12 protein-coding genes are annotated in these 23320 nt (G+C 53.9%); 10 read left to right on the top strand and 2 right to left on the bottom strand.

Annotation, left to right across the window (positions count from 1 at the left end):
* The first annotated feature begins 15 nt into the window (after positions 1-15).
* The 6 genes from SCARR_RS08865 to SCARR_RS08840 are packed head-to-tail and all read left to right on the top strand — an operon-like array spanning position 16 to position 11558.
* Positions 16-3183: a glycoside hydrolase family 2 TIM barrel-domain containing protein gene (locus SCARR_RS08865; RefSeq protein ID WP_136061172.1), complete on the top strand. Its 3168-nt coding sequence runs from the start codon at positions 16-18 to the stop codon at positions 3181-3183.
* Between the two features lie 6 nt (positions 3184-3189).
* Positions 3190-5013: a sulfatase-like hydrolase/transferase gene (locus SCARR_RS08860; protein WP_136061170.1), complete on the top strand. Its 1824-nt coding sequence runs from the start codon at positions 3190-3192 to the stop codon at positions 5011-5013.
* Positions 5010-6587 (top strand): right-handed parallel beta-helix repeat-containing protein, encoded by a 1578-nt coding sequence (locus SCARR_RS08855; protein WP_136061168.1) that lies wholly within the window; start codon positions 5010-5012, stop codon positions 6585-6587. The genes SCARR_RS08860 and SCARR_RS08855 overlap by 4 nt, the downstream gene beginning before the upstream one ends.
* A gap of 20 nt (positions 6588-6607) precedes the next feature.
* Positions 6608-6913 carry a Dabb family protein gene (locus tag SCARR_RS08850; RefSeq protein ID WP_136061166.1) on the top strand — a complete coding sequence of 102 codons (306 nt, stop codon included), beginning with the start codon at positions 6608-6610 and terminating at the stop codon, positions 6911-6913.
* Positions 6910-8658 (top strand): sulfatase, encoded by a 1749-nt coding sequence (locus SCARR_RS08845; protein WP_136061164.1) that lies wholly within the window; start codon positions 6910-6912, stop codon positions 8656-8658. Before SCARR_RS08850 ends, SCARR_RS08845 begins: the two co-directional genes overlap by 4 nt.
* A complete protein-coding gene (locus SCARR_RS08840; RefSeq protein WP_136061162.1) occupies positions 8655-11558 on the top strand; it encodes a glycoside hydrolase family 2 protein in 2904 nt (967 codons plus the stop codon). Before SCARR_RS08845 ends, SCARR_RS08840 begins: the two co-directional genes overlap by 4 nt.
* Before the next feature lie 481 nt (positions 11559-12039).
* Here the strand turns inward: SCARR_RS08840 and SCARR_RS08835 are convergent, their stop codons facing one another.
* Positions 12040-12708 (bottom strand): response regulator, encoded by a 669-nt coding sequence (locus tag SCARR_RS08835; RefSeq protein ID WP_136061160.1) that lies wholly within the window; start codon positions 12706-12708, stop codon positions 12040-12042.
* Positions 12705-14681 (bottom strand): histidine kinase, encoded by a 1977-nt coding sequence (locus SCARR_RS08830; RefSeq protein ID WP_168433155.1) that lies wholly within the window; start codon positions 14679-14681, stop codon positions 12705-12707. Before SCARR_RS08830 ends, SCARR_RS08835 begins: the two co-directional genes overlap by 4 nt.
* Before the next feature lie 296 nt (positions 14682-14977).
* On the opposite strand from SCARR_RS08830, the gene SCARR_RS08825 reads away from it, so the two are divergent.
* From SCARR_RS08825 to SCARR_RS08810, 4 genes are all read left to right on the top strand, one after another.
* A complete protein-coding gene (locus SCARR_RS08825) occupies positions 14978-15286 on the top strand; it encodes an EF-hand domain-containing protein (RefSeq protein ID WP_168433153.1) in 309 nt (102 codons plus the stop codon).
* Positions 15287-15609: 323 nt separating this feature from the next.
* Positions 15610-16569: an autotransporter-associated beta strand repeat-containing protein gene (locus tag SCARR_RS08820; protein ID WP_136062142.1), complete on the top strand. Its 960-nt coding sequence runs from the start codon at positions 15610-15612 to the stop codon at positions 16567-16569.
* A 390-nt stretch (positions 16570-16959) separates the two neighbouring features.
* A complete protein-coding gene (locus tag SCARR_RS08815; protein ID WP_136061155.1) occupies positions 16960-20121 on the top strand; it encodes a hypothetical protein in 3162 nt (1053 codons plus the stop codon).
* A gap of 12 nt (positions 20122-20133) precedes the next feature.
* Entirely contained in the window at positions 20134-23286 is a 3153-nt protein-coding gene (locus SCARR_RS08810; protein ID WP_136061153.1) for an acetylxylan esterase, read from the top strand.
* Positions 23287-23320: the final 34 nt, after the last annotated feature.

Raw genomic sequence — 23320 nt, 5'->3', positions numbered from 1 at the left:
GTATTTGGGGACAAGATGAAAATTAGAAGCATCATTTTTTCAGGTTTGCTGGCGATCTCTTCTTTGGGCGCCGCGCCGGTGACCGACTGGGAAAACCCGGCGGTCACTGCGATCAATAAGGAGCCGAGGCACGCCACGCTGATGCCGTTCGCTTCGATGGAGACGGCGTCGCTCGATAAAAGCGATTCGCCATATTTCCAAAGCCTGAATGGGACGTGGAAGTTTCAGTGGGTTAAAACGCCCGAAGCGCGGTCGCGGGATTTTCAGCATCCGGATTTCGATGTCTCTTCCTGGGATGATATTGCGGTGCCATCCTGTTGGCAGATGAAGGGCTATGGCATTCCGATCTACACCAACATCGAATATCCGTTCGATAAGAATCCGCCTTTCATTGGGGGCGATAACGGCAATCCGGTCGGTTCTTATCGCAGGAGCTTTTTGGTTTCCAACGATTGGAGAGGCCGCGAGGTGTTCATTCATTTCGACGGCGTGGATTCGGCATTCTACATTTGGGTGAATGGAAAGAAAGTGGGCTACAGCCAGGGAAGCCGGACGCCTGCCGAGTTTAACCTGACACCGTATTTGAAAGCCGGTGAAAACCAGCTGGCCGTTCAGGTGTTCCGCTGGTGCGACGGCTCCTATCTCGAAGACCAGGATGGCTGGCGCATGGCCGGCATCTTCCGCGATGTCTACCTCTTTTCCACTCCGACAACTCATATCCGCGATTTCTTTGTGACCACCGAACTGGACGCGAGCTTCAACAATGCGGTGTTGAAGGTTGACGTGTCGTTGAAGAATTATGGAAAACGCGCCTCGGAGAGCACCGAGATTGAAGTCGTTCTCCAAGACCAAAAGGAAAGTAAAATAGGCTCCGTCTCCACGACCATCCAATCATTGGAAGCGGGCGCGGAAAAAACGATCGCGCTCGAAATCCCTGTCAAGAATCCCGCGAAGTGGACGCATGAAACGCCAAACCTCTACTCCGTGTTCATTGTTCAACAACGCGGCGGTGAAACGATCGAGGCGGTTGCATGCCGAACCGGATTCCGGAAAGTTGAAATCAAGGATAGCCAGGTGTTGCTGAACGGACAGCCGGTGCTGTTCAAAGGCGTCAATCGCGTCGAACATGATCCCATTCACGGGAAAACCGTGCCCCGCGAAAATCTTGAGTTGGATCTCAAACTGATGAAACAGCACAATATTAATTGTGTGCGTACCGCCCACTATCCCCACGACCCGGCTCTATATGATCTGTGCGACGAATGGGGGCTGCTGGTGATCGACGAAGCCAATGTGGAATCGCACGGCATGCGCTATGGCGACGAGTCGCTTGCGAAGCAACCCGAATGGGAAACCCAGCATGTCGAACGCTCCATGAACATGGTCGAGCGCGACAAAAACCACCCATGCGTCGTCATGTGGTCGCACGGCAACGAGGCCGGCAATGGGCAGAATATCGTGGCCATGAATGAGTTTTGCCATCAGCGCGATTCATCGCGGCCAACGCACTACCACTTCCAGGAAGGCCCGCGTACGTGCGACGTGATGGGCGGCGGTGCCATTGGCAAAAAGCAAAACCGCTACCTCACGATTAACTTGCTTGAGAAGCAGGCGGTCTACGAAAAAGACCTCCGGCCCTACCTTCTCAATGAATACGCCCACGCCATGGGAAACTCCGTTGGCAACCTGCCGGAATATGTCGCGGTTTTTGAGAAACATCAGAAACTGATCGGCGGATGTATTTGGGATTGGATCGATCAGGGACTGCTGAAGGAAGGGCCCGACGGGAAGCCGTTCTGGGCGTATGGCGGCGACTTTGGCGATCTTCCAAACGATGGAAACTTTTGCCTGAATGGGCTCATCTTTCCCGATCGAAGCGTGAACGCGAAAACGCTCGAGACGAAGAAGGCCTATCAGAATTACAGCTTCGCTCTTTCAGGCAGCACGGTTGAGGTTTTCAACAAGTTCTATTTCATTGATTCGGGAGGCCACGGCTTTTTCTGGTCGTTGCTGGAAAATGGCAGGGAGATCGGTTCCGGCAAGCTGGACGTTGCTCCGGTGCCACCTAGAGGCCGTGCGAAGGCCACGCTTCCAATCGATATCGCGGAATTTGATCCAGCAAAGGAATACATCGTCGTGGTTGAGGCCCGGCTTGCGGGCGAGCAACCTTGGGCAAAGACCGGCTATTCCGTTGCGGCGGAACAATTGATGCTGCAGCCCTGGACGTTCGCCGGCAAGGTTCCAATCCTCGGAAAAAGAATTCCGGTGGTATCGGAGTCTGGCGACGCGGTGGAGGTGAAGGGCGTCGATTTCGCGGTTCGCTTTAATCGGCGAAGCGGCGAGATGGAGAGCTATTCCATCCGCGGTGAAGCGCTGCTGACTCAGGGGCCGCGGTTCAGCGCCGCGCGCGCCACGATTGATAACGAGCGCAACACCCGATCGCTTTTGGAATTCTTCACCGATCTGACGGAAACCGTGAGTCGTTTCGAGGTGGGAAATATTCGCGACGCGGTCACCGTCTCCGTCGAGAAGAAGCTCGAAGGCATATCCCGTCCGCCCGTCGTTTCGGCGTGGAAAAAACAGAAAGCCCCGCCGAAGAAAGGCGGCCCCGCGGGATTCAATCTCGTTGAACTTTACACCATTCATGGCGACGGAACGATTGAGCTGACTTCCCGCGTCGCGCCGTTCGGCCAAGTGCCCGAGCTGCATCGCGTGGGCTACGAACTGAGAACACCCGCGGGATTTGAACAATTCGTTTGGTATGGCCGCGGTCCGCATGAGTCCTATATCGACCGAAACGCGAGCGCGTTTCTGGGCGAATACCGCGGCACGGTCGATGAACAGTTCGTCAATTATCCGGTGCCTCAGGAAAACGGGAATAAAACCGATGTCCGCTGGATGAGCCTGCGAAACAACGCGGGCGCGGGCGTACAGATCCGTGGCCGGCAACCGCTTTCCGTTTCGGTTCGCCACTATTCCACCGAAAACCTGAAGGCGGCCAAGCATCCATTCGATCTTGTTAAGCTGGATGAGACCGTGCTGAATATCGACTACCGTCAGGGCCCGTTAGGAAACGCCAGTTGCGGCGCGGGCCCTTTGGATCAATACAAAATTACACGCGATCCCGTCTCCTTCGGTTTTTTCATTGAGCCGTTGGCCGAGACGTGCGCCAAACCTGAATAGGAAAAAATGATGCGTCGAATACTACAACTGATTTTCATGGGCGCGCTGGTCTGTGCGGCCGTTGCGAAGCAGCAACCCAACGTGGTGCTGATCGTTTGCGACGATTTGAACGATTACATTACTGGAATTCCCGGTGGCTCGGGGCATCCGCAAGCCATTGCCCCGAACATGGAAAAGCTGGCGAAGTCGGGCGTCGCCTTCCGCCGCGCCTACAGCAATGAACCGGTGTGTGCGCCGTCGCGCTCGAGCTTCCTGACCGGGATCTATCCGCATACCTCCGGAAACCTTTTCTGGAGCAAGTGGTTCCAGAATCCGGTGCTGAAGAACTCGCGCAGTCTGATGGATCACTTTAAACAGAATGGCTACCACGTGGCGGGATCGGGCAAGCTAATGCACCACGGCAAGCCGGACGAATGGAGCGAGTTTAAATACAAAGCCGACTATGGGCCGATGGTCTATGACGGGGAAAAGCGTGTGGCTCATCCATCGGTGCCGAAACCGTTTTGGGATATCGGTGCTGTGGATGGTTCCTGGGGCGCTTTGGAAGATGTTCCGTATGCGGATGACGGTAATCCTGAGTCGGGCTGGATCTACGGCGACTGGAGCAAATTAACCCCGATGGGGTCTGGCGATCCGACTCCCGACGAGCGTAACGCGGCCTGGGCAGCCGGAAAGATCAACCAGTTTGCAAAGCAGAAGAACGATAAGCCGTTTTTCCTTGGAGTCGGCTTTATCCGTCCCCATACGCCGTTGCATGTTTCGCAGAAATATTATGACATGTATCCCCTCGATGAGCTGGAACTGCCACCCATTAAGCCTCACGATGCCGATGATACGCACTACCGCGAAATCTTCAATCCGAACCAAAAGGGACTGCGTTACTACCGTATGCTGGTGGAATCATTCAATGGTGATGAAGAAAAGGCCATCAAGGTTTTTACCCAGGCCTATCTTGCCTGTGTTACGGCGGTGGACGAGTGCATCGGGCAGGTGGTGGATGCCATCGACAACAGCCCGCTCAAGGACAACACCATCATTGTGGTGACCTCCGACCATGGCTGGCAGATGGGACAGAAGGAATACCTGTTCAAGAATTCCCCTTGGGAGGAAAGCTGCCGGATTCCATTTGTGGTACGCGCTCCCGGCGTGGCGAAGGCCGGTGCGATTGCGGAGCACCCGGTGTCGCTGATCGATCTCTATCCCACGCTCGTCGATCTGTGCGGCTTGGAAAAGGAAACCCGCAAAAACAATGACGGCGCGAAGCTGGATGGGCATAGCGTCCGTCCGTTTTTGGAAAATCCAACGTCTGGAACATGGGATGGGCCCGAGGGCGCGCTTTCGATGATCTATATCGGCGACCTGAACAAGGGCTATTCCGCCGAGGAAAAGAACGAAGTGAAGAATCAGCACTGGAGCTATCGCACCGAGCGCTGGCGCTACATCCGCTACAATGACGGGGTGGAGGAACTCTACGACCATGAAAGCGATCCCCGCGAATGGACCAATCTAGCCAATTCGCCTGAGCATGCCGCCATCAAGAAGCAGTTGAACAAGCAAATGTCTGGTATGATCGGACCCATGAAGAAGACAAGCACCACCGCGAAGGCGCCGCCGGTTTCGAGTAAAAAGAAATGGGATTGGTTCGGTACGTTGGATACGAACAAAGATGGTGTGGTGGCTGAAGGCGAGTGGTTGACCTGGAGCAAAAAGTCGGCGGTGAAGAAGGGGCAAACGTTCAATGAAGAACAGTCGAAAAAGCAATTCGCCAGGCGCGACGCAAACGACGATGGCTCCATGTCGCGCGAAGAGCTGGAGGCGAGCCAGAAATGAAGCATATCGGCGTATTGATTATATTGGCTTCACTGGTGCTGCAGTCCTCGGCGCGCGACTTCCATTTGGATAGTCGGCAGGGGAATGACTCCAACGACGGCAATACGGCGCGCACGGCGTGGCGCTCGCTGGAAAAGGCCAATGCGTTTTCATTCAACCCCGGTGATCGGCTATTGCTCAAGCGCGGTTCCCGCTTCCAAGGCGGTTTGAAGCTCAAACTCAAGGGGACTGCGGAGGAGCCCATCGAAATCGCCGCCTATGGAGAAGGAAGCGCGCCGTTCATTGATGCCAAGGGGCATATGGCCGGGGTGCATCTGCTCGGTTCGCACCATGTGGTGGTGCGCGATCTGGAAATCACGGCCGATGGCGGCAAGACCAAGGACGGGAAAAAGGACCGGCGATACGGCGTTTATGTGCAGGGCACGTATGGCTCGATTTCGAACGTGACGCTGGACAACCTGACCATCTACAAGATCTACCCGGAGGTCGGTAGCACGCACGAAGGGCACAATGAGAGCACCTTCATGGGAACCGCCATCTCGATCGAGGGGCGCAAGGAGGAACCCAGTTCGGGTTTCATGGTGCGGAACTGCCGCATTGCCCAAACGGGGTTCAAGGCCATCAATCTCAAGCACATCAAGAATGTGCAGGTGCTCGACAACACCATGAAAGATATTGGCGGTCCCGCGATTCAGCCGGGCAACGTGGAGGATCTAGTGGTGCGCGGCAATACGGTTGATGGTTCCGGCTCCAGTATGGACAAACGGATGCATATGCGCGGTAGCGGCATTTGGCCGTGGAGCTGCAACCGCGTGCTGATCGAAAGAAACAAGTTCATGCACGCGCGGGGGAAGGGCGACTCCTGCGGAGTGCATATCGACTTCAATTGCCGCGACGTGGTGGTGCAGTACAACCTGAGCATGGATAACGAAGGTGGCTTTGTTGAAATCCTCGGCAACAACCACAACTGCGCCTACCGCTACAACATCAGCGTGAACGATGGCTCGCGCGTGAAGGGCAGGAACAAGGCGTTCCAGGAAGGCAAGATCCTGTGGACAAGTGGCTATGTCGGCAGTAAGCGCCCGAAACACGGCCCCTATAATTCCTATATCTACAACAACACGATTTATGTAAAACCCGGATCGCGTTCCTGCTTCTCGATTGCTTCCAGTACAGAAGGGCTGCTGGTGGCGAACAATATTTTTCATGTCCTCGGTAAAACCGAAGATGTGCTGGGCGACCAGGATTCCAAGCTCATCAGGCAGGGGGCGAACGCCTCGCGACTGGTTGTGCAGAACAATCTCTATTTCAATGATTCCATTCTTCCCGAAACACTGCCCTTCAAGGATCAAAATATGATTATCGGCGATCCAAGGTTTCGGCGAGCGGGCGGCGATGACGCGGAAGACTACATTCCGCGCAACACGGCGTTGGTAAAGGACAAGGGCATAGATATTCAAAAGCTTGAAGGCGACGAAGCCGGCCTGCGTGTCGGCCTTGAAGTAACGGAGGACTTTTTCGGAAACCCGATCGTTGGAAAACCCGACCTCGGTGCGGTTGAGCTGTCTTTCTAGGGATAAGGAAGGAGCATATAATGTATAGGCATGTGGTAATGTGGAAATTGAAGGAAGAGACCAGTGAGCTGCAGAGGGTAGAGCTGGCCAAGCAGGTAAAAGCGCGTCTGGAGGCTTTGCCGGGAATTATTTCAGAAATCAGCGATTATGAGGTCGCAATTAACATTGGCGACTACGGCGCCTCGTTTTTTGATATCAGCCTGATAGCCAGCTATCCCAACGAAGCGGCGTTCAAGCGCTACTGCGCCTATCCTGAACACGATGCCGTCGTGGCCTATATTCAGTCGGTGACCGTTGCCGAAGAAATTGTGGACTACATCGTATGAAAAAGCTGAACCCTCTAACTGTTGCGGCTTTGACCTTCTTGTCACTTTCGGTAATTGCCGCGCCCAAACCGAATGTAATTTTAATCGTCTGTGACGATCTCAACGACTATGTCGAACCGTTCGGCGGACATCCGCAGGTGAAAACCCCAAACATGAAGCGGCTTGCGGAAAGCGGCGTTTCGTTCAAGCAGGCGCACTGCACCGTGCCCATCTGCAATCCCTCCCGAGCCAGCTTTCTGACCGGCCTCTATCCGCATACGTCGCAGTGTTATGGGTTCGATAATTGGGATGGATACGAAGTGCTGAAGAATTCGCGTACGATAATGGATCACTTCCGCCAGAACGGCTACTACGCCCTGGGTACCGGTAAGCTGATGCATAGCCGCGGTGAAAAAGAATGGAATGAATTCGGGTATGCCGCCGATTATGGGCCTTTCGCGTATAACGGGGAAAAGACTGCCGCACACCCTTGGATTAGGTCTCCATTCCGCGATGATTTCGGAGCCGTCGATGGTTCCTTTGGCCCGCTGTTTAAACTGACGGATGAAAAATCTCCCGTAACCGGCAAGCCGTTTACCTGGCGAACCGGGAACTGGAAAAAGCAGCGGGAACTGCGATATGAATCAGACCAGGACCGGGATCCGACGGGTGATGAATTAAGCGGTGCTTGGGCGGTAGAGCACCTGAAGGAATTTGCGCAGAAGCCGGGCGGGAAACCGTTCTTTATGGGAGTCGGTTTCCTGCGTCCGCACACCCCGCTCATCGTTCCGCAGGAATATTTCGACCGGTTTCCGTTGGAATCGATCGAGTTGCCGCTGATCAAGGAAAACGATGCAGATGATACCTTCAAGAAAACCATCACCTCCGATAAAGATGATCGCAGCGGCGACCGCGGCACCAAAATCTATGACAGTCTGATTGCATCCTACGGCGGCGATCGTGAACTGGCGCTGAAAAAATTCATTCAGGCCTATCTGGCCTGTGTGGCCTCGGTGGATGATCAGATTGGAATGATCCTTGATGCCGTAGACAATTCGGTGTTGAAAAAGAACACGATGATTATCCTGACCAGTGATCACGGCTGGGGCATGGGGGAGAAGGATTATCTCTACAAAAACTCCCTGTGGCAGGAAAGCACCCGCGTGCCCTTGGTCATTCGTGCACCCGGCGTCTCCAAAACAGGGGAGGCCACCGATGTTCCGGTGTCGCTGGTCGATCTCTATCCCACGTTGATCGATCTCTGCGGGCTGCCGTCAAACACGGTGAAGAACGACAAGGGCCGCCCGTTGGATGGTCACAGTCTGAAGCCGCTGTTGGAAAATCCAATGTCTGGAAAATGGGATGGCCCCGACGCGGCGCTGACCGCTTTGTATAAATGGGCCGACTACTATGATCCCGCCGAACAAAGCTATTCCCTGCGTTTCAAGGATTGGCGCTATATCCGCTACTCGAACGGGAAAGAGGAACTCTACCATACCGCGCAGGATCCTAAGGAGTGGACCAATCTCGCCCTCAGTCCGGAATATGCATCTCAGCTCGCGACTTTCCGTGAAAAGCTCATGATCCGCATCCCAAAGTCCAAGCCCCGCCCAGCACCCGCAAAGAATTCCGGGGAGGCGTGGAAAGATGCCTACTTCAAAAAGAATCCCGCAGCGGATGCCAACAAGGACGGGACACTAACCTGGCCGGAATACCAGATCCACAAGAAGGCGCTCGACGCCAAACAGAAGGACAATAAAAAATGACATTCTCTAAAACCCTGTCTGTTTTCGTAATCACATCACTGCTTCTCGGAAATGTTTCAGCGCGCGAGACGCAGTCGCTGGATGGAGCATGGAACATTGCCTTCGATGCCGGAAACATTGGACGCGAAGCGGGGTGGCATAAAGGAAAGGTCTTTCGAGAACTGGATAACCGGCGCGAAATCGCCGTGCCGAGCTGCTGGGAATTGACCGAGAAGGATTACGAAGGCGTTGCGTTCTACCGTCGCTCGTTCACCGTCAAGCCCGAGTGGAAGGGCAAGGTGGTTCGCCTCCAGTTCGATGCGGTCAACTTTCTGGCCGAGGTTTGGGTGAACGGGGTTGCCGTTGGAATCCACGAGGGCGGCTTTACACCGTTTGAGTTCCGGATCGATGACCTGTTGAAGTTTGACGCGTCAAACACAGTAGCGCTCCGTGTTGTGGGGCCGATCCTCATGCAGGACAAGCAGATCGACGGCATGGGGCCGATGGAAACCGTGCAATGGCGCGGCGGAATTACGGGTGGCATCTGGCAACCGGTGCGTCTGGTGGCCACCGACGAGGTTTTCGTCGATGATGTTTTTATTGAACCGAAGATTGCCAACAACACCGCAACCTTCCACCTCAATCTGGAACATACCGGTGCAAAGACCCTCCCCGCAAAGGTGGATGTCCGGATTTTTTCGGACGGAGTAGTCGCTGAAATCAGTCAGACTCTGGAGCTGGTTCCCGGAGAAAACCATCAATCCTTCACGATGGAGATTCCAAATGCGGTCTATTGGTCTCCAGACAATCCCCATCTGTACCGGGTGGAAGTGGACGTTTTGTTCGATGGCCAATCTTCGGATCAGTGGAGCACCCGCTTTGGCATGCGCGAGTTCACTATTCGCGACAAGCAGTTTGTTTTGAACGGCGAGCCGATGTTTTTGAAAGCCACCTTTTTTGAGGGACTATATCCTCGGGGCATTGCCTATCCCGACAGCCGCGAAATGGCGATCCACGAAATCCAACTCGCCCTCGATGCCGGGTTCAACATGATCCGCCCATGGCGCAAGCCCCCGCCTCCGATGTGGCTCGACCTATGCGATGAAATGGGCGTGTTGACCGTCGGCAGTCTTGCCGTCGAGTGCATGGATTTTCCATTCGAATCTGCCAACCTTCCTCGCTGGGTGGAAAACGAAGTGCGAGAAAGCATCCTGCGCGATCGTAACCGTACCTGCGTGGTCCAATGGGAACTCTTCAACGAACTCAAGCGCCCCGTGTTGATGCGCCTGCTGCACCCGATGGCAATGCTGTCGCGCAAGCTGGATCCGACGCGCCTGATTCTCGACGAGTCGGGCGGCTGGGCGCAGGGCGCCAACATGTTCCTGCCCTATGAATCGGAGCCGATGAAGTTTAACGACATCCACGACTATCCAGGGCCGCAGGTCAGCGAAGAGGTTTATAGGAAGCTGATCCTGACCGGACTCAAGACCCACAAGGAAATGCAGGCCATGGGGCTGAAAGGGCGAATGCCTGGGAAGAATGTAATCCCAGGGCTAATGTCGTTCTTTTCCGAGCTGGGCTATGGCAGCCTGCCCGATCTGGTGGACAACAACCGTCGCTTTGCCGAAGAGGGCAACCCGCTCGCACCGGCCACGGTCTACCACCTGCGCATGGAGGACAACTATCGGCAGGCACTCAAGCAGAGCGGCCTCGATGCGATCTATCCCGACCTCCGGCAGTTCTGTCTTGATGAGCAGGTCGTTCACGGCCGGGCGAACAAGCTGATGATCGAGGCGGTGCGCTGCAATCCGCGGGTGAAGGGTTATTGCGTACATGCCCTGACCGGCGGCGACTGGATCATGGGAGCTGGGCTGCTCGACCTGTGGCGCAACCCGAAAACCTATGTCTACGAAGGAACCAAGGCCGCCAACCAACCCCGGATCGCATCGGTGCGTGTTTGGCCGCGCAACGTCTACGCCGAAAAGGGCGCGAAGATCGAGGTCGCCGGCGTAAACGAACTGGACGTGGTTCGTGGAAGGCTGAAGGTTGAAATTGTTGCCGAGGACGGATCGGTTGTCTTTTCAAAAAAGGCAAAGTCGGAAATGACAAAAGGCATTGCGCCGCTTTTCGAAGAGCAGCTTGATACGGGAAATCTGAAGGGAACCTACACCGTCAAGGTGCAGCTAACCGCGAAAGGCGGTGCTGTGGTCGCCGCCAACGAGTACGCCTTCGACGTCTTTGCCACCGACCAACTGGTTGTGCCCGGCCAGCGTATTGCGATCCATGATCCGTGGAACGATCTCAAGCCATTTCTCAAAAAGGCGGGCATCGGATTCGAAGTATTCAACATGACAACCGATCCTTCGCTACCCGTCTTTGTTTCGCGCACGGAGGCGAAAACAAAGGAAGAGAGAATGGTGTTTTCCGAACTAGCGGCGTTTGCGAAGTGCGGAGGAACCGTGGTCTACCTCGGCGGGGGCGGCGAACGCTATGGATGGGGCAAGCCTGTCCCGGTTCCGGCCTATCTGCCCGTGAAATGCGGCACCAAACTCGCGCGCGGAACCTGGGCGCCCATTACACACCTCGTCCACGACCACCCGATCTTCGCGGGGTTGCCCACCCACTGCATGATGGGCTCGATCTATGAAAACATTTGGGCGGAACGCACGCTCGTTGGAGCAGGTGGAGAGATGGTTGCCGGAGCGATCGGCTTCGACTGGTTCCCCGAACTCGACAAGCGCCGCCGTCATTACTACGGCCCCGGCGACACTTGGTATGGCAGCGACGTTGCTGTAGTGCCGGTTGGCGAAGGCCGCTGCATTCTTTCCCAACTAAGGCTGATCGACTTCCTCGGTAAGGATCCCGTTGCTGAAATTATTTTCTGTAACATGATCGAATTTGCTTCAGCACCTGTGAAATGAATAAGACCCATAAAAAAGGGCCTAACCTGATGGTTAGGCCCCTAGAAGTTGGTAGCAGGGCTCGGATTCGCTTGCCCAGATTATAGCTTTATTTTGATCGTGGTTGTAAGTATCACTTCATCAGTGTGTTACGGGTTGGTATTTCGCTTGTTTCTCTATATCCAGTCCGATGGTTTTTGCGCCGAATTTGTACCAAACCTCAACCCGACTCACTAGCTGTGTTCAGATATAGTCCGATCGATCCTCCACGTTAAATCCAGAAGCCCCATTGATGATCTAGCTGTCGTAGGGTGCTTGTAAGTTGTCAGCCACCGGTGGTTATGTCGTCTAGAAGGTGCCTCTCCCCATGATCCCGCCGAAAGGGTGGTGAATATGGTCTTGTTTTTGAACTATCTCTAATGGAGATTCGAGCCTGCGAGAAAGGCTTTTGGAATCAAAGGCAACGCAGAGGCAATCGGTTTGATTTAGCATCCGGTCAGCTCTAATTGTTTTTGGATAGAAAGAGGCCGAGGCGGTGGGCTTTGTCGATGGCCGAAGGGGCGTTGGGGACGTTTAGCTTTTCATAGATGTGCTTGAGGTGGTCGGTTACGGTGTAAGTGCTTATTTTGAGCTGGCTGCTGATCTCCTTTTGGGAGAGGCCTTTTGCAATGAGTGAGAGCACTTCCAGTTCCCGGTGTGAAATCCCTTCCTCGGTTGCCGTCTTCGGCAGACGGGGCTGCAGTGTTTTCAGGATAAAGCGGGCCAAGCTGGGTTCCAGAGTGGCGCCGCCGTCCATGACGGTGCGGATGCCGTGTGTGATTTCATCCATAGTGGTGGATTTAAGGAGATATCCTGCGGCTCCTTGTTGAATGGCGCGCAGTACGTCGGCTTCGTGGTCAGACTGGCTGAGAATGATGATTTTGGCGTCCGGCGTATATTTCGCGAACCATGGCATTGCATCCAGCCCGGACATGCCCGGCAGATTCAGATCCAGCAGGATGATATCCGGTTCTGTGCCTTGCCCTCCATCCTGCAAGTTGCGAAGCGCCAGTTCGGCGTTCCCAAACTGGCTGATCAGTTTCAAACCCTTTTCTTTGCCGAATACAAATTCGAGGATTTCGCGGTATTCGGGGTGGTCTTCCACCAGCATGATCTTTATTTGTTTTTTCATGACGATTTCAAGTTTCGAGTCTCAGGTTTCAGGTTTCGAGTTAGTCTGCGGCGGAGCCGCAATGTGATGCAGGTTCCGCCGTCGGGGATTTCTTTGATGGTGAGCTTGGCTTTGAGCAGGCGGGCGCGGCGTTTTAGCGAGGAGGGGATGTTTGCGCCGGATAGGCCTTTTCCGTTGTCGCTGACCGTGAGGACGATCTCCCCCCGGGGCGTGGCGGCCAGCGTTGTATTGAAGTAGGTGGCATTGGAGTGGCGGCAAATGTTGATGAGGCTCTCTTTATAGAAGAGGAACAGGTCGATGCGGGTACGGGCCTTGAGCTGCTCGATGTATTGTTCGCCTTCGATCGAAATGGTGTGTTCAAGATTTGCGGTGATGCGCTGGGCGGCCCGCTGCATATCTTCGACGAGGCCTTGATAAAGCCCGTCGGCATTTATGATGTTGGAGAAGTGCCGAATGGCGGTTCCGGTTCGTTCGGTCAATTGGCGGATGCGCTGATGAAGCATGTTCCATTCGTCCGAGGAGTCGTGGGCTTTTTTGGCGGCATCGCTCAGCAACCCGATGGTATGGATATTGGCGCCGAGTTCGTCGTGCAGGTCGGCGGCAAAGCGTTCCCTGAGCTTGGCTACCTGCCTCATGCGGAGGTTCCAGTCGATCAACATGGTAAACCCGATGGCGCCGACGAGCAGGACGGCCAGCCAGCCCATGAGTTGAAGTTTGGTCTGTTGGTACGCGTAGCGGCGGTTCAGCTCCGCTGCAACAAGCGGGCGTTCCGTTTCAAGATCATGGCGGCGGACCAGCTGGTTCATCCAGTCCCGCACAGACAGGATGGTTCCATACATATTGCGTCCATCCGTGAGGAGCGATAAGGGCCGGTGCGGATTTTCAACGATTTTCATGGCCGATGTCGGTTTGCCGAGTGCGATGTTTCTTCCATTGGAAAACAGTTCGATTTCCGCGAAGCCAAACCGTGGCGAGAGGGGGCCGTAGCGTGGATCCGCGGCGGGGGCGGTAATGTTCAGCCGGAGATAGCGGTTGGTGGTTTCGGGGAAGGCCCACATCATGACGGGAGCCATGTCGTAGATGGTTTCGAAGTGCAGGTTGAGCAAGGTTTCAGCATCTGAAAAATCAGGCTGGCTCGCGCCTTCGAGGCGCATTTCATGCGGGATGCCAAAGTCACTGGAAAAAGCCTGAGGCAGGACATCGCTCGGGTCGACCGCATGGAGATGCAGGCGGGAGACCGGGTGATTCTCTCCCAGATCGATGGTCAGTGCGGGGAGGGCGTTGGAGGTCATTTGGCTGATGAAAGCGACACTTTTTTCGCCTGTGGCTGCATTCATGAGATAAGGGACAAAGCCGTTCACAACAAACTGGGTGTTCCACGCAAGGCCGTCGCGCCGGTTCGACTTCGCTTGGACCTCGCGGTGCATCGCCACGTTTTCCTGCCCGCTGAAAGCCAAGATTTCGGAGAGCTGGAAAACATATTTTTCATCAAAGGCCCTAGGCGTGAGGTGTTCGGCTTCAATCCGTATCCATGAAGCGGTTATGCCGTTGCAGGGAATCGAAAGAGGAGCGATCCGCGGCAGAAAATTCTGCTCGTTGGCATATTCGGCAATGACCTGGCCTTTCCGGTCATCGGCGGTTCCGGCGATCAGGCGGAACTGTTTGGGAAAACCGTCGGCCTGAAATCCGGTTTTGGAATCGCGCCGGATAACCGGTACCAGTATGACTTCATCCAGCGGATAAGCGGCTCCAAAGTCGATTTCCACCCATTCCGAATTAAATTCGTCTATATGCGCTGCTGAGCGATATCCTATGGGGCCCACGCCGCTGCGCAGGCTGTAGCTGGCGAGGTCCCCCAGCTCGGCTTCAATGGCTCCTCGACGTTGTTCGAGTGCCGGCAGGGAGAGAGCATTCAACGTTTCACCGACAGGGGCGGCCGTGGCCGGAAGCAGTCCGGCCAGTAGAAGCAGCATCAGTATGGATCGATTGCAACGCATACTGGTTTATATCACGCTCTGGCCGAGAGTCAGAATCAAAAATTTGAACGATGAACGTCAGCCCCCACGAACATGACTCCCTGCGCACCAGCCTAGTCCTTAGTGTTACAGGGCAACCCGACATTCAAATCGCATGAATTTTATGAAATAGGACTATCCCAGAAAAGTGGGATACACAGATTTTGCGGGTATTGTACAGTGAGGTTTCAGTTAGGGGAAGGCAGGCGGCTTTCCTCGGAGCGCAAAAGCAGATGAAAATAAGGAACACAGTTATGAAACGTTTATTGTTAACGATGTTGGTGCTGGTTGGTTTTGTTGCGATGGATGCATCGGCAAAGGAGAAGCCGGCGGAGAAGACGCGTACCGCGGATACAGACAAAGACGGAAAGGTCAGCAAAGAGGAGTTCTTGGCTCTTGCAAAAAAGAACGCTGAAAAAAAGGGAATCGAATACAACCAGAAGAGAGCCGAGAATATCTTCGCGAAGAAGGATACAAATAAAGACGGCTTCCTGACGGCGGATGACGTGGTCAAAAAGACCGCCCCGAAAAAAGAAAAGGGTGCGGGCACCGCAGAACAATAACGGCCTTTGCTCCAAAGCTGTAGGATTTTGATATTAATCCAAGGCTGAATCGAGCTGAAAATCCGGCAGGCCGAGCACCGCTCGTGCGGGTTTTTACCTCAAAATGCACATAACCCACGAAATCGAGACGATCCGATCTTTTTGAGAGTTATGTGCATTTTGTGGTTAAGAGAGCACCGGTAGAACTCGTTCAGGAGAATCGGGGCGCTATCCCAATATATTGGGATAGACGGATTTTATGGATCGCGTACGATAATGCTTCCAATTAGAAAAAGTCCAGAGCCTGCCCATATAGGGTTAGCGATGTAGAAAAGGAGAAAAATATGAATAAACTAGTATGTATATTAGGAATTTCGTTGCTGGCGGCGGGTGTCGCGCAGGCGGCTACCTACACATGGACGGGACTGGATGCCAAAACACGTATGACAAACGTTGGAAACTGGGACGCACCTCCTGTTTGGAACAACACTGCTGACTTGATCTTGACAAGTGCAGGGAAGGCGCCTGGGAGTACGTACAATAATATAACTGCTCGCAGCATTACATTTAGTAATAATATTACTGTTGCCTATGGTTTCGGTATCAATAGGGCTACTACTTTACCTCGCTCCCTCACAATGAGTGCCGATTCGGGGAATGCAACCATGACAGTTCAGTCCGGTATATCTGCTGATATTACAATAACAGCAACATACGCTACACCCGACGGGGTGGTGACTAATCAGAACCCGCTCGTTCTCGCTAGTAATTTGGATATTGTCCATAATGGTACCGGTCTTCTTAATTTGTCGGCGCGTATCACTGGTGCCAATGACATTATTAAGACCGGTTCAGGCACACTGCGATTCAGCAGTGCGAACAACGACTATACAGGCAGCACGGTGATCAATGACGGCAAGTTGACTCTGCTTAGTGGTGGTCAGCTGCTTTTCGATATCGATGATGATGATGTGAATAACAGTCTCTCCGGCAGTGGGCAGGCGACTCTCCTCGGCCGCTTCCGTTTTGACCTGACCGGTGCCAGCACCACGGATGGTGATTCATGGCAGATCGTCGATGTGGCGAACCTCAACGAATCTTTTGAAGATTCGTTCACCGCACTCAGTACGGTGGGTAGTTTTGCCGAATCCGACGGTGTGTGGAGCATCTCTGAGAATGGTGCTGATTATGAGTTTTCCGAAAGTACCGGTTTTCTGACCGTTATTCCGGAACCGGCCACGCTGGGGATGGTCATGGCTACCGCCGGCGGTATCCTGTTCATCCGTCGCCGTTTTATGATGTGATCGCAAACGGGTAAAAGAATAACGCCGTTTCTGACCGAAGCGGCGTTTTTTTTTCTAAAAAGGTAAACGTTCAGATGATGATCAAAAACGTTTAGCTATCGATGCTTGCGAGCCGGCCGCCAACCGCTGCAAGGCCGATGATTTCGCAATACCGTTCATTCTATCCCAGATAATTGGGATTGGCAGATGGTCAGGATCGCGCAGAATGCTTTCGTAATCGGGAACCCGTAATTGTCGATAAAATAGATCATTGCGCTGAAACCGCTTTCCGCCTGTCGGCGGTGAAGCGGTGCTGCACCTGGCGCATTATTGGTGTAGTAACGCTTCCCCTGAGCGTAGCGATGGAAAGCGTTCCCCGGAAATGGGTCATGAACCAAATAAGAGGGCCAAGTGAAGAGAGTACAATGTGCATTAAGTATTTATTTGCTGGCGGCGTTCGCCACGCAGGCTGAGGTTTTTTATCAGGACCACTTTGACAACGACTCGCTGGCGGTGAATACCAACGGCATTGGCGGAGGTGCGGTCAATAAAACCATTGAGGCGCATTCCTGGACCGATGACGGGAATGCGACCTTTGTTTCGAGCGGTACGGTCGATGCGAGCCGGGCATTGCTGTATTCGGAAAACGTTTTTCAGTCGGACGAGGGGTTTAAACTGACGGTTTATTACACGACGGACAGTGTTGGTAATCTGGAATCCCATAACTTTTCTTTCGGGTTGATCAGCTCCGATACCGATCTTTCCTCCTATACCAACTACAATCCTTTTACAGTTACGACGGATGTGTACAGTCTGGGCGTCAATCTGACGACCGATAATGGTGTCGGGGCGCGAGGGCTGAACTTTACCGACGGTTCGTTGCGCACGACGCTGGATCCGTCGGGCGACAACGTCCAATTCGTTCCCGATTCGTCATCCTGGGTGGTGCTGGATATCGGGCCGGATGGAGCGTGGCAATATTCGATTAATGGTGTCACCGAGGCATCCGGAGTGATTGCGGGGGGATTTGATCTATCGAAGAGCTATCATGTGGTCGTCTATGGACAGGATGACACGAGCAAATCGATTCAATCCCTGAAGCTGGAAACATATAATCCTCTCCCTGGATTGGGTGGGCGCGCGGACTGGTTGCGTGGCGCCTGGGGTGCGTTGTGGCTGCCGGAGAGAACGTACAACGGTAATATTGAAGGGGTGACGATTGATGAATTCGTGACGCAAATCGAAGACCTGAAAACGATTGATTACGTCCAACTCGGCCTGGCCAGCCCCAATATCTATTCTCCGGTGCACATGGCTCCCCATGATTTGATTGAAAGTTTTTGGCAGGGCGATATGGATGACAACAACGACCCGATTAATCTGGTGGTTCCGCGTGCATCAGCACCGGATCCGTTTTTAAGCTATCTTAACGCGCTCAACGACGCAGGATTGAAAGTGGAAGTGTATGTGAATTCCTACAATCTGCTGGCCCGTATCCCGGATAGCATTCCAGATGATTATCCCGACGTATCAGCCCGTTGGACGGCCTGGTGTGATACAAATACAACGGCTCAGGCCTTCATTAACAGTCAGCCGTATCACACGGACGAGGTGCATTCGAACCGTCCTTATATGTTCTGCTACGCGGAGTTTGTTCTCAAAGAGTATGCCGTTCGATATGGCGATCTGATTGATGCCTGGTGTTTTGATTCAGCGGACAATATTATGGAAGCCTGCGGGGATGATCCGGAAAGCGGCGCTTTGGATGATCAGCGGATTTACGAAGCTTTTGCGAATGCTTGTCATGCGGGGAATCCGAAGGCGGCGATTGCATTTAACAACAGTGTTGGTGACCGGGTAGATAATCCTTTTTCTACAGCAACTCTTTTTGATGATTATACGTTCGGACACCCCTTTGGCGGTGCAGGTGATATGGTTGAAAATGAGACTCTATATACATACAATTATCATGTAGTTGAATGGATGCGAGATTATGCTGGATATGCTTTTAGAGATGATGGCAGGACCTGGAACGACAAGGTGGTTGGCCATTTCTTCCCGAAACAAAGCACCACGTCGTGGAATGCGGGGAAAACGGGTTGCCTGACCGATGAGGAATTTGTTGAGTGGAACAGCGTAGGGCTGATTGATGGAGGGGCCATCACCTGGGGGACGCCTCTCATTATTGTGAATCTGGAGAATCCGGGTTACAATCTTACGTTGCAACCGTATGCACTTGCGCAGCTGGAACTGACGGATGCGCATTTAAGTACAAATCAATTTCCGTTAGCACCGAACTGGCGGAGGGCGGATACCCCCTTGCCGGACGCAACCAGCGGGCAGTCCTATACTCATGAATTAACCGACGGCTTTGATTTTTGGGATCCCGCGGGAGGGAGCATTACGGATCTCCTGCTCACCAATCATCCTTCATGGTTAACAGCAGAGGAGTCCAGCCCGGGATCTGGAGTGTGGGTTTTGAGCGGTGTCCCAACGGAGCCGGACTCCATCGGTTATTCCTTTGAACTGCAAGCGATGAACGGATCGAAGGGCGCCTCCAGAACGGTTGAGCTGGTCGTGAATGAGATTCAACCCGTTCAGATTCCGGCCGCCGCAACGACCAATTATGGAACGGACGCGGTCGCGCCCATGGTGTCGGCGGTGCAGTCGTATGGAGCGGCAACCTTCCAGATTGCGTTCGACGTTGTTCCAATGTCTGGAACAAGCATCCGGAGCGGGGATGGCGGCGGCAGCACGACGGGCAACAGCTGGGGAGTTTATTCGCCGGGCGAGCTCGGTAATCACATGATGATTTTTAAAGGCGATGCAGATGAGTCTGTGGAGGGCATCGCCAACCTGCGGGTGACCAATTTCAACGCCAGTGGAAGCAGTCTGACCTTGGAAAACATTACGGATCTTTCCTTCAAGTCCGTTACGATCGCCGACAGTCAATCCCCCAATGACCGTGTTGTGGTTGTGGCCAATGGCGTGACCAATAATCCCGGCGGAACGAAACAAGCCACCAACCCCTTTGTTTTCGATCTTGAAACGCTTGCGGGATCGGCTTCGGTATCCAATTTTTCTCTCGCAGTCGGCAACGCTTCGACCACTGACAAATGGTCGGTCAACAGCATTGAGGTGAGCTATATCGTGGTTCCGGCATCTAGTTATTCAACCTGGGCATCCGATTACGGTCTGACAGGCGACAACGCGCTGTCCACTGCCGATACAGAGAATGGCGGCATTGGCGACGGTTACGATAACCTAGCGGAATATGCGCTGGGCATGAATCCGACGAACTCGGATGCAGGTTCCAATGAATTCGTAGGTACTGCGGTCGATGGCGGGACAAACTATTTTGAGTATGTCCACAGCCGCCGAACGGATTATGGAGCGCAGGGCTTGTCCTATCTGCTGATCGATTCAACGAACTTAGTCAATTCAAGTTCCAGCACAAATGCGCAGGATCAGGTTTTGGTCGGACCTGCCGTTGATGGCTATGAGCCGGTCACCAACCGGTATTTAACCGATGATCCCGTAAAGTATATCAAGCTCGAGATTCAGAAGGACTGATAGGTTGGAAAAATGAATAGTGTATTAAGTAAAATGGTAGCCATTGTGTTGATGTCCGGAACCACGCAGGCCGCAACGATTGAATGGGGTGGGGCGGCGATTATTGCTGGTGCCACTGATGTGAACACTTCCGGAAGGTTGGAATATGCCTATCATGCAGGCGGGACATCGGCGGTTACGCTGAATGGAGTCGTGTTTGTCGCAGGAGGCACTGACTTCGGAGGGGATGTTACGCTGGGAGGAACTCCTGTTGCTTTTTCAAACTTTGGGCAGAATGCAGCACCCTTCAACACCCTTTCCTCCGATTATCAGTCCCTTTTGGATGCGGGGGTTTATAATAACGCGACCGTTAAAACGGATCCGGTCACCGTTACGCTCACCAACCTGACCGCCGGGCAGGAGTATGAGGTTCAGTTCTGGGCAAATGACTCCCGGAATTCCGCCGGACGCTATTTAACGCTTGCCAGCGGAGCCAACACCGTTGATCTGGATTATAACAGCACCGATGTTCTGGGGGGAGTTGGACAACATGTCATCGGAATGTTCACGGCGGATGGCACGTCGCAGAGCTTTACCGTCACGCCGAATGTGGCCTTGGCTTTTAACGCCATTCAGGTGCGTAACCTCACGCCGGTGTCCGACTATCAGGCGGAGTTGGACACGGTTCTGGCGCTGGGAAACCTGACCAACGCGCCGACGCTTTATACCACCAATTATGTGGCGACCACCTGGGCGGCCGTGAGTGCCGAAATCGTCTCGTCCGGCGAGGCCCAGCCGGTTTTATACGAGGGGCTTGATTATAATGGCCATCCGACGCGCATCTTTGCCTGGGTGGGCCTTCCTGCGGATCTGTCTGAACCTGTTCCGGCCGTAGTGCTGGCGCACGGGGCCGGTTCCGGTACGGCGTACAAGGAATGGGTTGATTTGTGGAATGCCCGGGGCTATGCCGCCATTGCGATGGATTTCAATGGAAAAATGTCGGATACGAATGCAGTTGCGACGGCGTTGCCGAGCTACCGGGGCCCGGTGCAGGATGGTCGATATGACAACTCCGTGACCTACCCCGCCGTAGCCTTGACGAATCACTGGATGTATCATTGCGTGGCCGATGTCGTTTTGGCTAATTCGTTGCTGCGCTCCATGCCGGAAGTCAACGAGGACCATGTCGGCCTCATGGGTGTTTCGTGGGGCGGAACGATCACCAGCACAACGATCGGGATCGACACGCGGTTGCGCTTTGCCGTCCCGACCTATGGGTGCGGGCACCTCTATGATTCGTACAGCCTCTATTCGCATCTGGCAGACTGTGAGTTGTACAAGCAGGTGTGGGACCCCATGGTTCGTATTCACCGGGCGACCATGCCGGTGTTGTGGTATTCCTGGCCGACAGACCCTCATTTCCCCGTGGATTGTCAGGCCGAAACCTATTTGGCTATGTCCGGGGAGCATATGGTTACGTTGATTCCCGGCATGACGCATAATCATCCGGCAGCCTGGAACCGGGAAGACAGCTACACTTTCGCCAACAGCATTGTCAGCAACGGGACTCCATGGTGCAAGCAGCAGAGCCTCGAACTCAGCAACAATGTGGCGACTGTTACATTTACATCGACGAAAACGCTGGATGGGGCTGAGCTGGTTTCAACCAAGGGGACGGGCTATGCCGGCGATCTGACGTGGACGCAAACATCGGCAACGCTGAGCAGCAACGGGGGCGGAAGCTGGACGGTGACAGCGACGCTGCCGGACGATACGACCGGCTGGTTTGTGAATGTTTTGAGCGACACGTTGGTCGTGAGTTCGGACTATCAGGAGATCATTAATCTGATTCCGGACCAGTTGGAGCTGAATCATTCGATTTATGCCAATCAATCCACCGGCCGCGTTGATGTGGCCTTTACGGCTCCCACCAATGTGGAAATTGTGGAGATCCGCATTGGGAATCAATCCCATCCGGGCGCCATCACGAATGTGACGGTTGCACCATTTGTTGAGACGAACGCCTATCCGGCGACGTTCCCGGTATGGATCGGATTCGATAACACGGTGGCAGGTCTCGCCGACGGAGAGACGGCTTCCGCCACGCTGATCCTGGTCTGGCACGAGCTCGATGGATCCACCGATCAGGTTGAACTGCCGATTCAGGTAGCGGCCTACACAACTCTTCACGCGGATGTCGATATTTTCGCGACTGCAACTGCCAACTATGGAAGCAATACGGTCGCGACCATGGTGTCGGAGGTTCTGACCGCCCCCGACGGATTGGCCACTTTCCAGATTGCGTTCGACGTGACGCCCATGACCGCCGGCAGCAGCGTTTCTTCAGGAAACGTTACCGATCAGACCACGGCGCAAAGTTGGGGGATTTTCGCGGCGGGTGAGACGGACGGTGCCCTATACACATTCGATGGAGATACGGCGGAAGTCGCAGAACCGATCGATAACCTGCAGGTGACCAATTTCAATGCCCATGGAGGAAGTCAAACCATCAACGATATAACCGGTCTTTCCTTTAAATCCATCGAGATCGCCAACGGTAATCACGCGAGGGATAATGTCGGGGTTTTGGTGAACAGCGGGGTGTACGAAAATTTAGGTCAGTTGAGCCGCGAAATCTACACGATTGATCTTGAGGGGCTCTCCGGGGTTACTCCGCCCGTGACCAATCTAGCCATTAAGCCCATGAGCACGAGCGGCAGCAACCGGTTCACTGTGAATAGCATTAAAGTAAAATATACGGTGGCATTTTCAGGTAGTGCCTATTCAACATGGGCATCCGGCTATGGTCTGGTTGATGATGACGCGCTGCCCGGTGCCGATGTGGAGAACGGCGGGTTGGGTGACGGCTACGACAATCTGGCGGAATTTGCATTGGGCATGAATCCAACCAATTCTGATGCTGGGGCCAGAGAGTCCGTGGGTATTGCGGTCGAGGGCGGGACAAACTACTTTGAGTATGTCCATAACCGCCGATCAGATTACGCCGCACAGGATTTGTCCTACCTGCTGATCGATTCAACGAATCTAGTCAATTCAAGTTCCAGCACCAATGCACAGGACCAGATCATGGTCGGCTCTGCGGTCGAGGGCTATGAGCCGGTGACCAACCGTTATATAACCGACGAATCGTCGAAGTTCATCGAATTAAAGATTGAGCAGAACTAACGATGTTGTGTCTCAGTTCTGAGAAGAGGCGCTT

It is taken from the genome of Pontiella sulfatireligans, assembly GCF_900890705.1.
Taxonomy (GTDB): domain Bacteria; phylum Verrucomicrobiota; class Kiritimatiellia; order Kiritimatiellales; family Pontiellaceae; genus Pontiella; species Pontiella sulfatireligans.
This window is presented reverse-complemented; position numbering and strand designations above follow the sequence as displayed.

Bases quoted from the DNA above. Each gene is read 5' to 3' on its own strand.
- SCARR_RS08855 (WP_136061168.1), top strand. From the start codon at position 5,010: ATGAAGCATATCGGCGTATTGATTATATTGGCTTCACTGGTGCTGCAG.
- SCARR_RS08835 (WP_136061160.1), bottom strand. From the start codon at position 12,708: ATGAAAAAACAAATAAAGATCATGCTGGTGGAAGACCACCCCGAATAC.
- SCARR_RS08845 (WP_136061164.1), top strand. From the start codon at position 6,910: ATGAAAAAGCTGAACCCTCTAACTGTTGCGGCTTTGACCTTCTTGTCA.
- SCARR_RS08865 (WP_136061172.1), top strand. From the start codon at position 16: ATGAAAATTAGAAGCATCATTTTTTCAGGTTTGCTGGCGATCTCTTCT.
- SCARR_RS08825 (WP_168433153.1), top strand. From the start codon at position 14,978: ATGAAACGTTTATTGTTAACGATGTTGGTGCTGGTTGGTTTTGTTGCG.
- SCARR_RS08830 (WP_168433155.1), bottom strand. From the start codon at position 14,681: ATGCTGCTTCTACTGGCCGGACTGCTTCCGGCCACGGCCGCCCCTGTC.
- SCARR_RS08820 (WP_136062142.1), top strand. From the start codon at position 15,610: ATGAATAAACTAGTATGTATATTAGGAATTTCGTTGCTGGCGGCGGGT.
- SCARR_RS08840 (WP_136061162.1), top strand. From the start codon at position 8,655: ATGACATTCTCTAAAACCCTGTCTGTTTTCGTAATCACATCACTGCTT.
- SCARR_RS08810 (WP_136061153.1), top strand. From the start codon at position 20,134: ATGAATAGTGTATTAAGTAAAATGGTAGCCATTGTGTTGATGTCCGGA.
- SCARR_RS08860 (WP_136061170.1), top strand. From the start codon at position 3,190: ATGATGCGTCGAATACTACAACTGATTTTCATGGGCGCGCTGGTCTGT.
- SCARR_RS08850 (WP_136061166.1), top strand. From the start codon at position 6,608: ATGTATAGGCATGTGGTAATGTGGAAATTGAAGGAAGAGACCAGTGAG.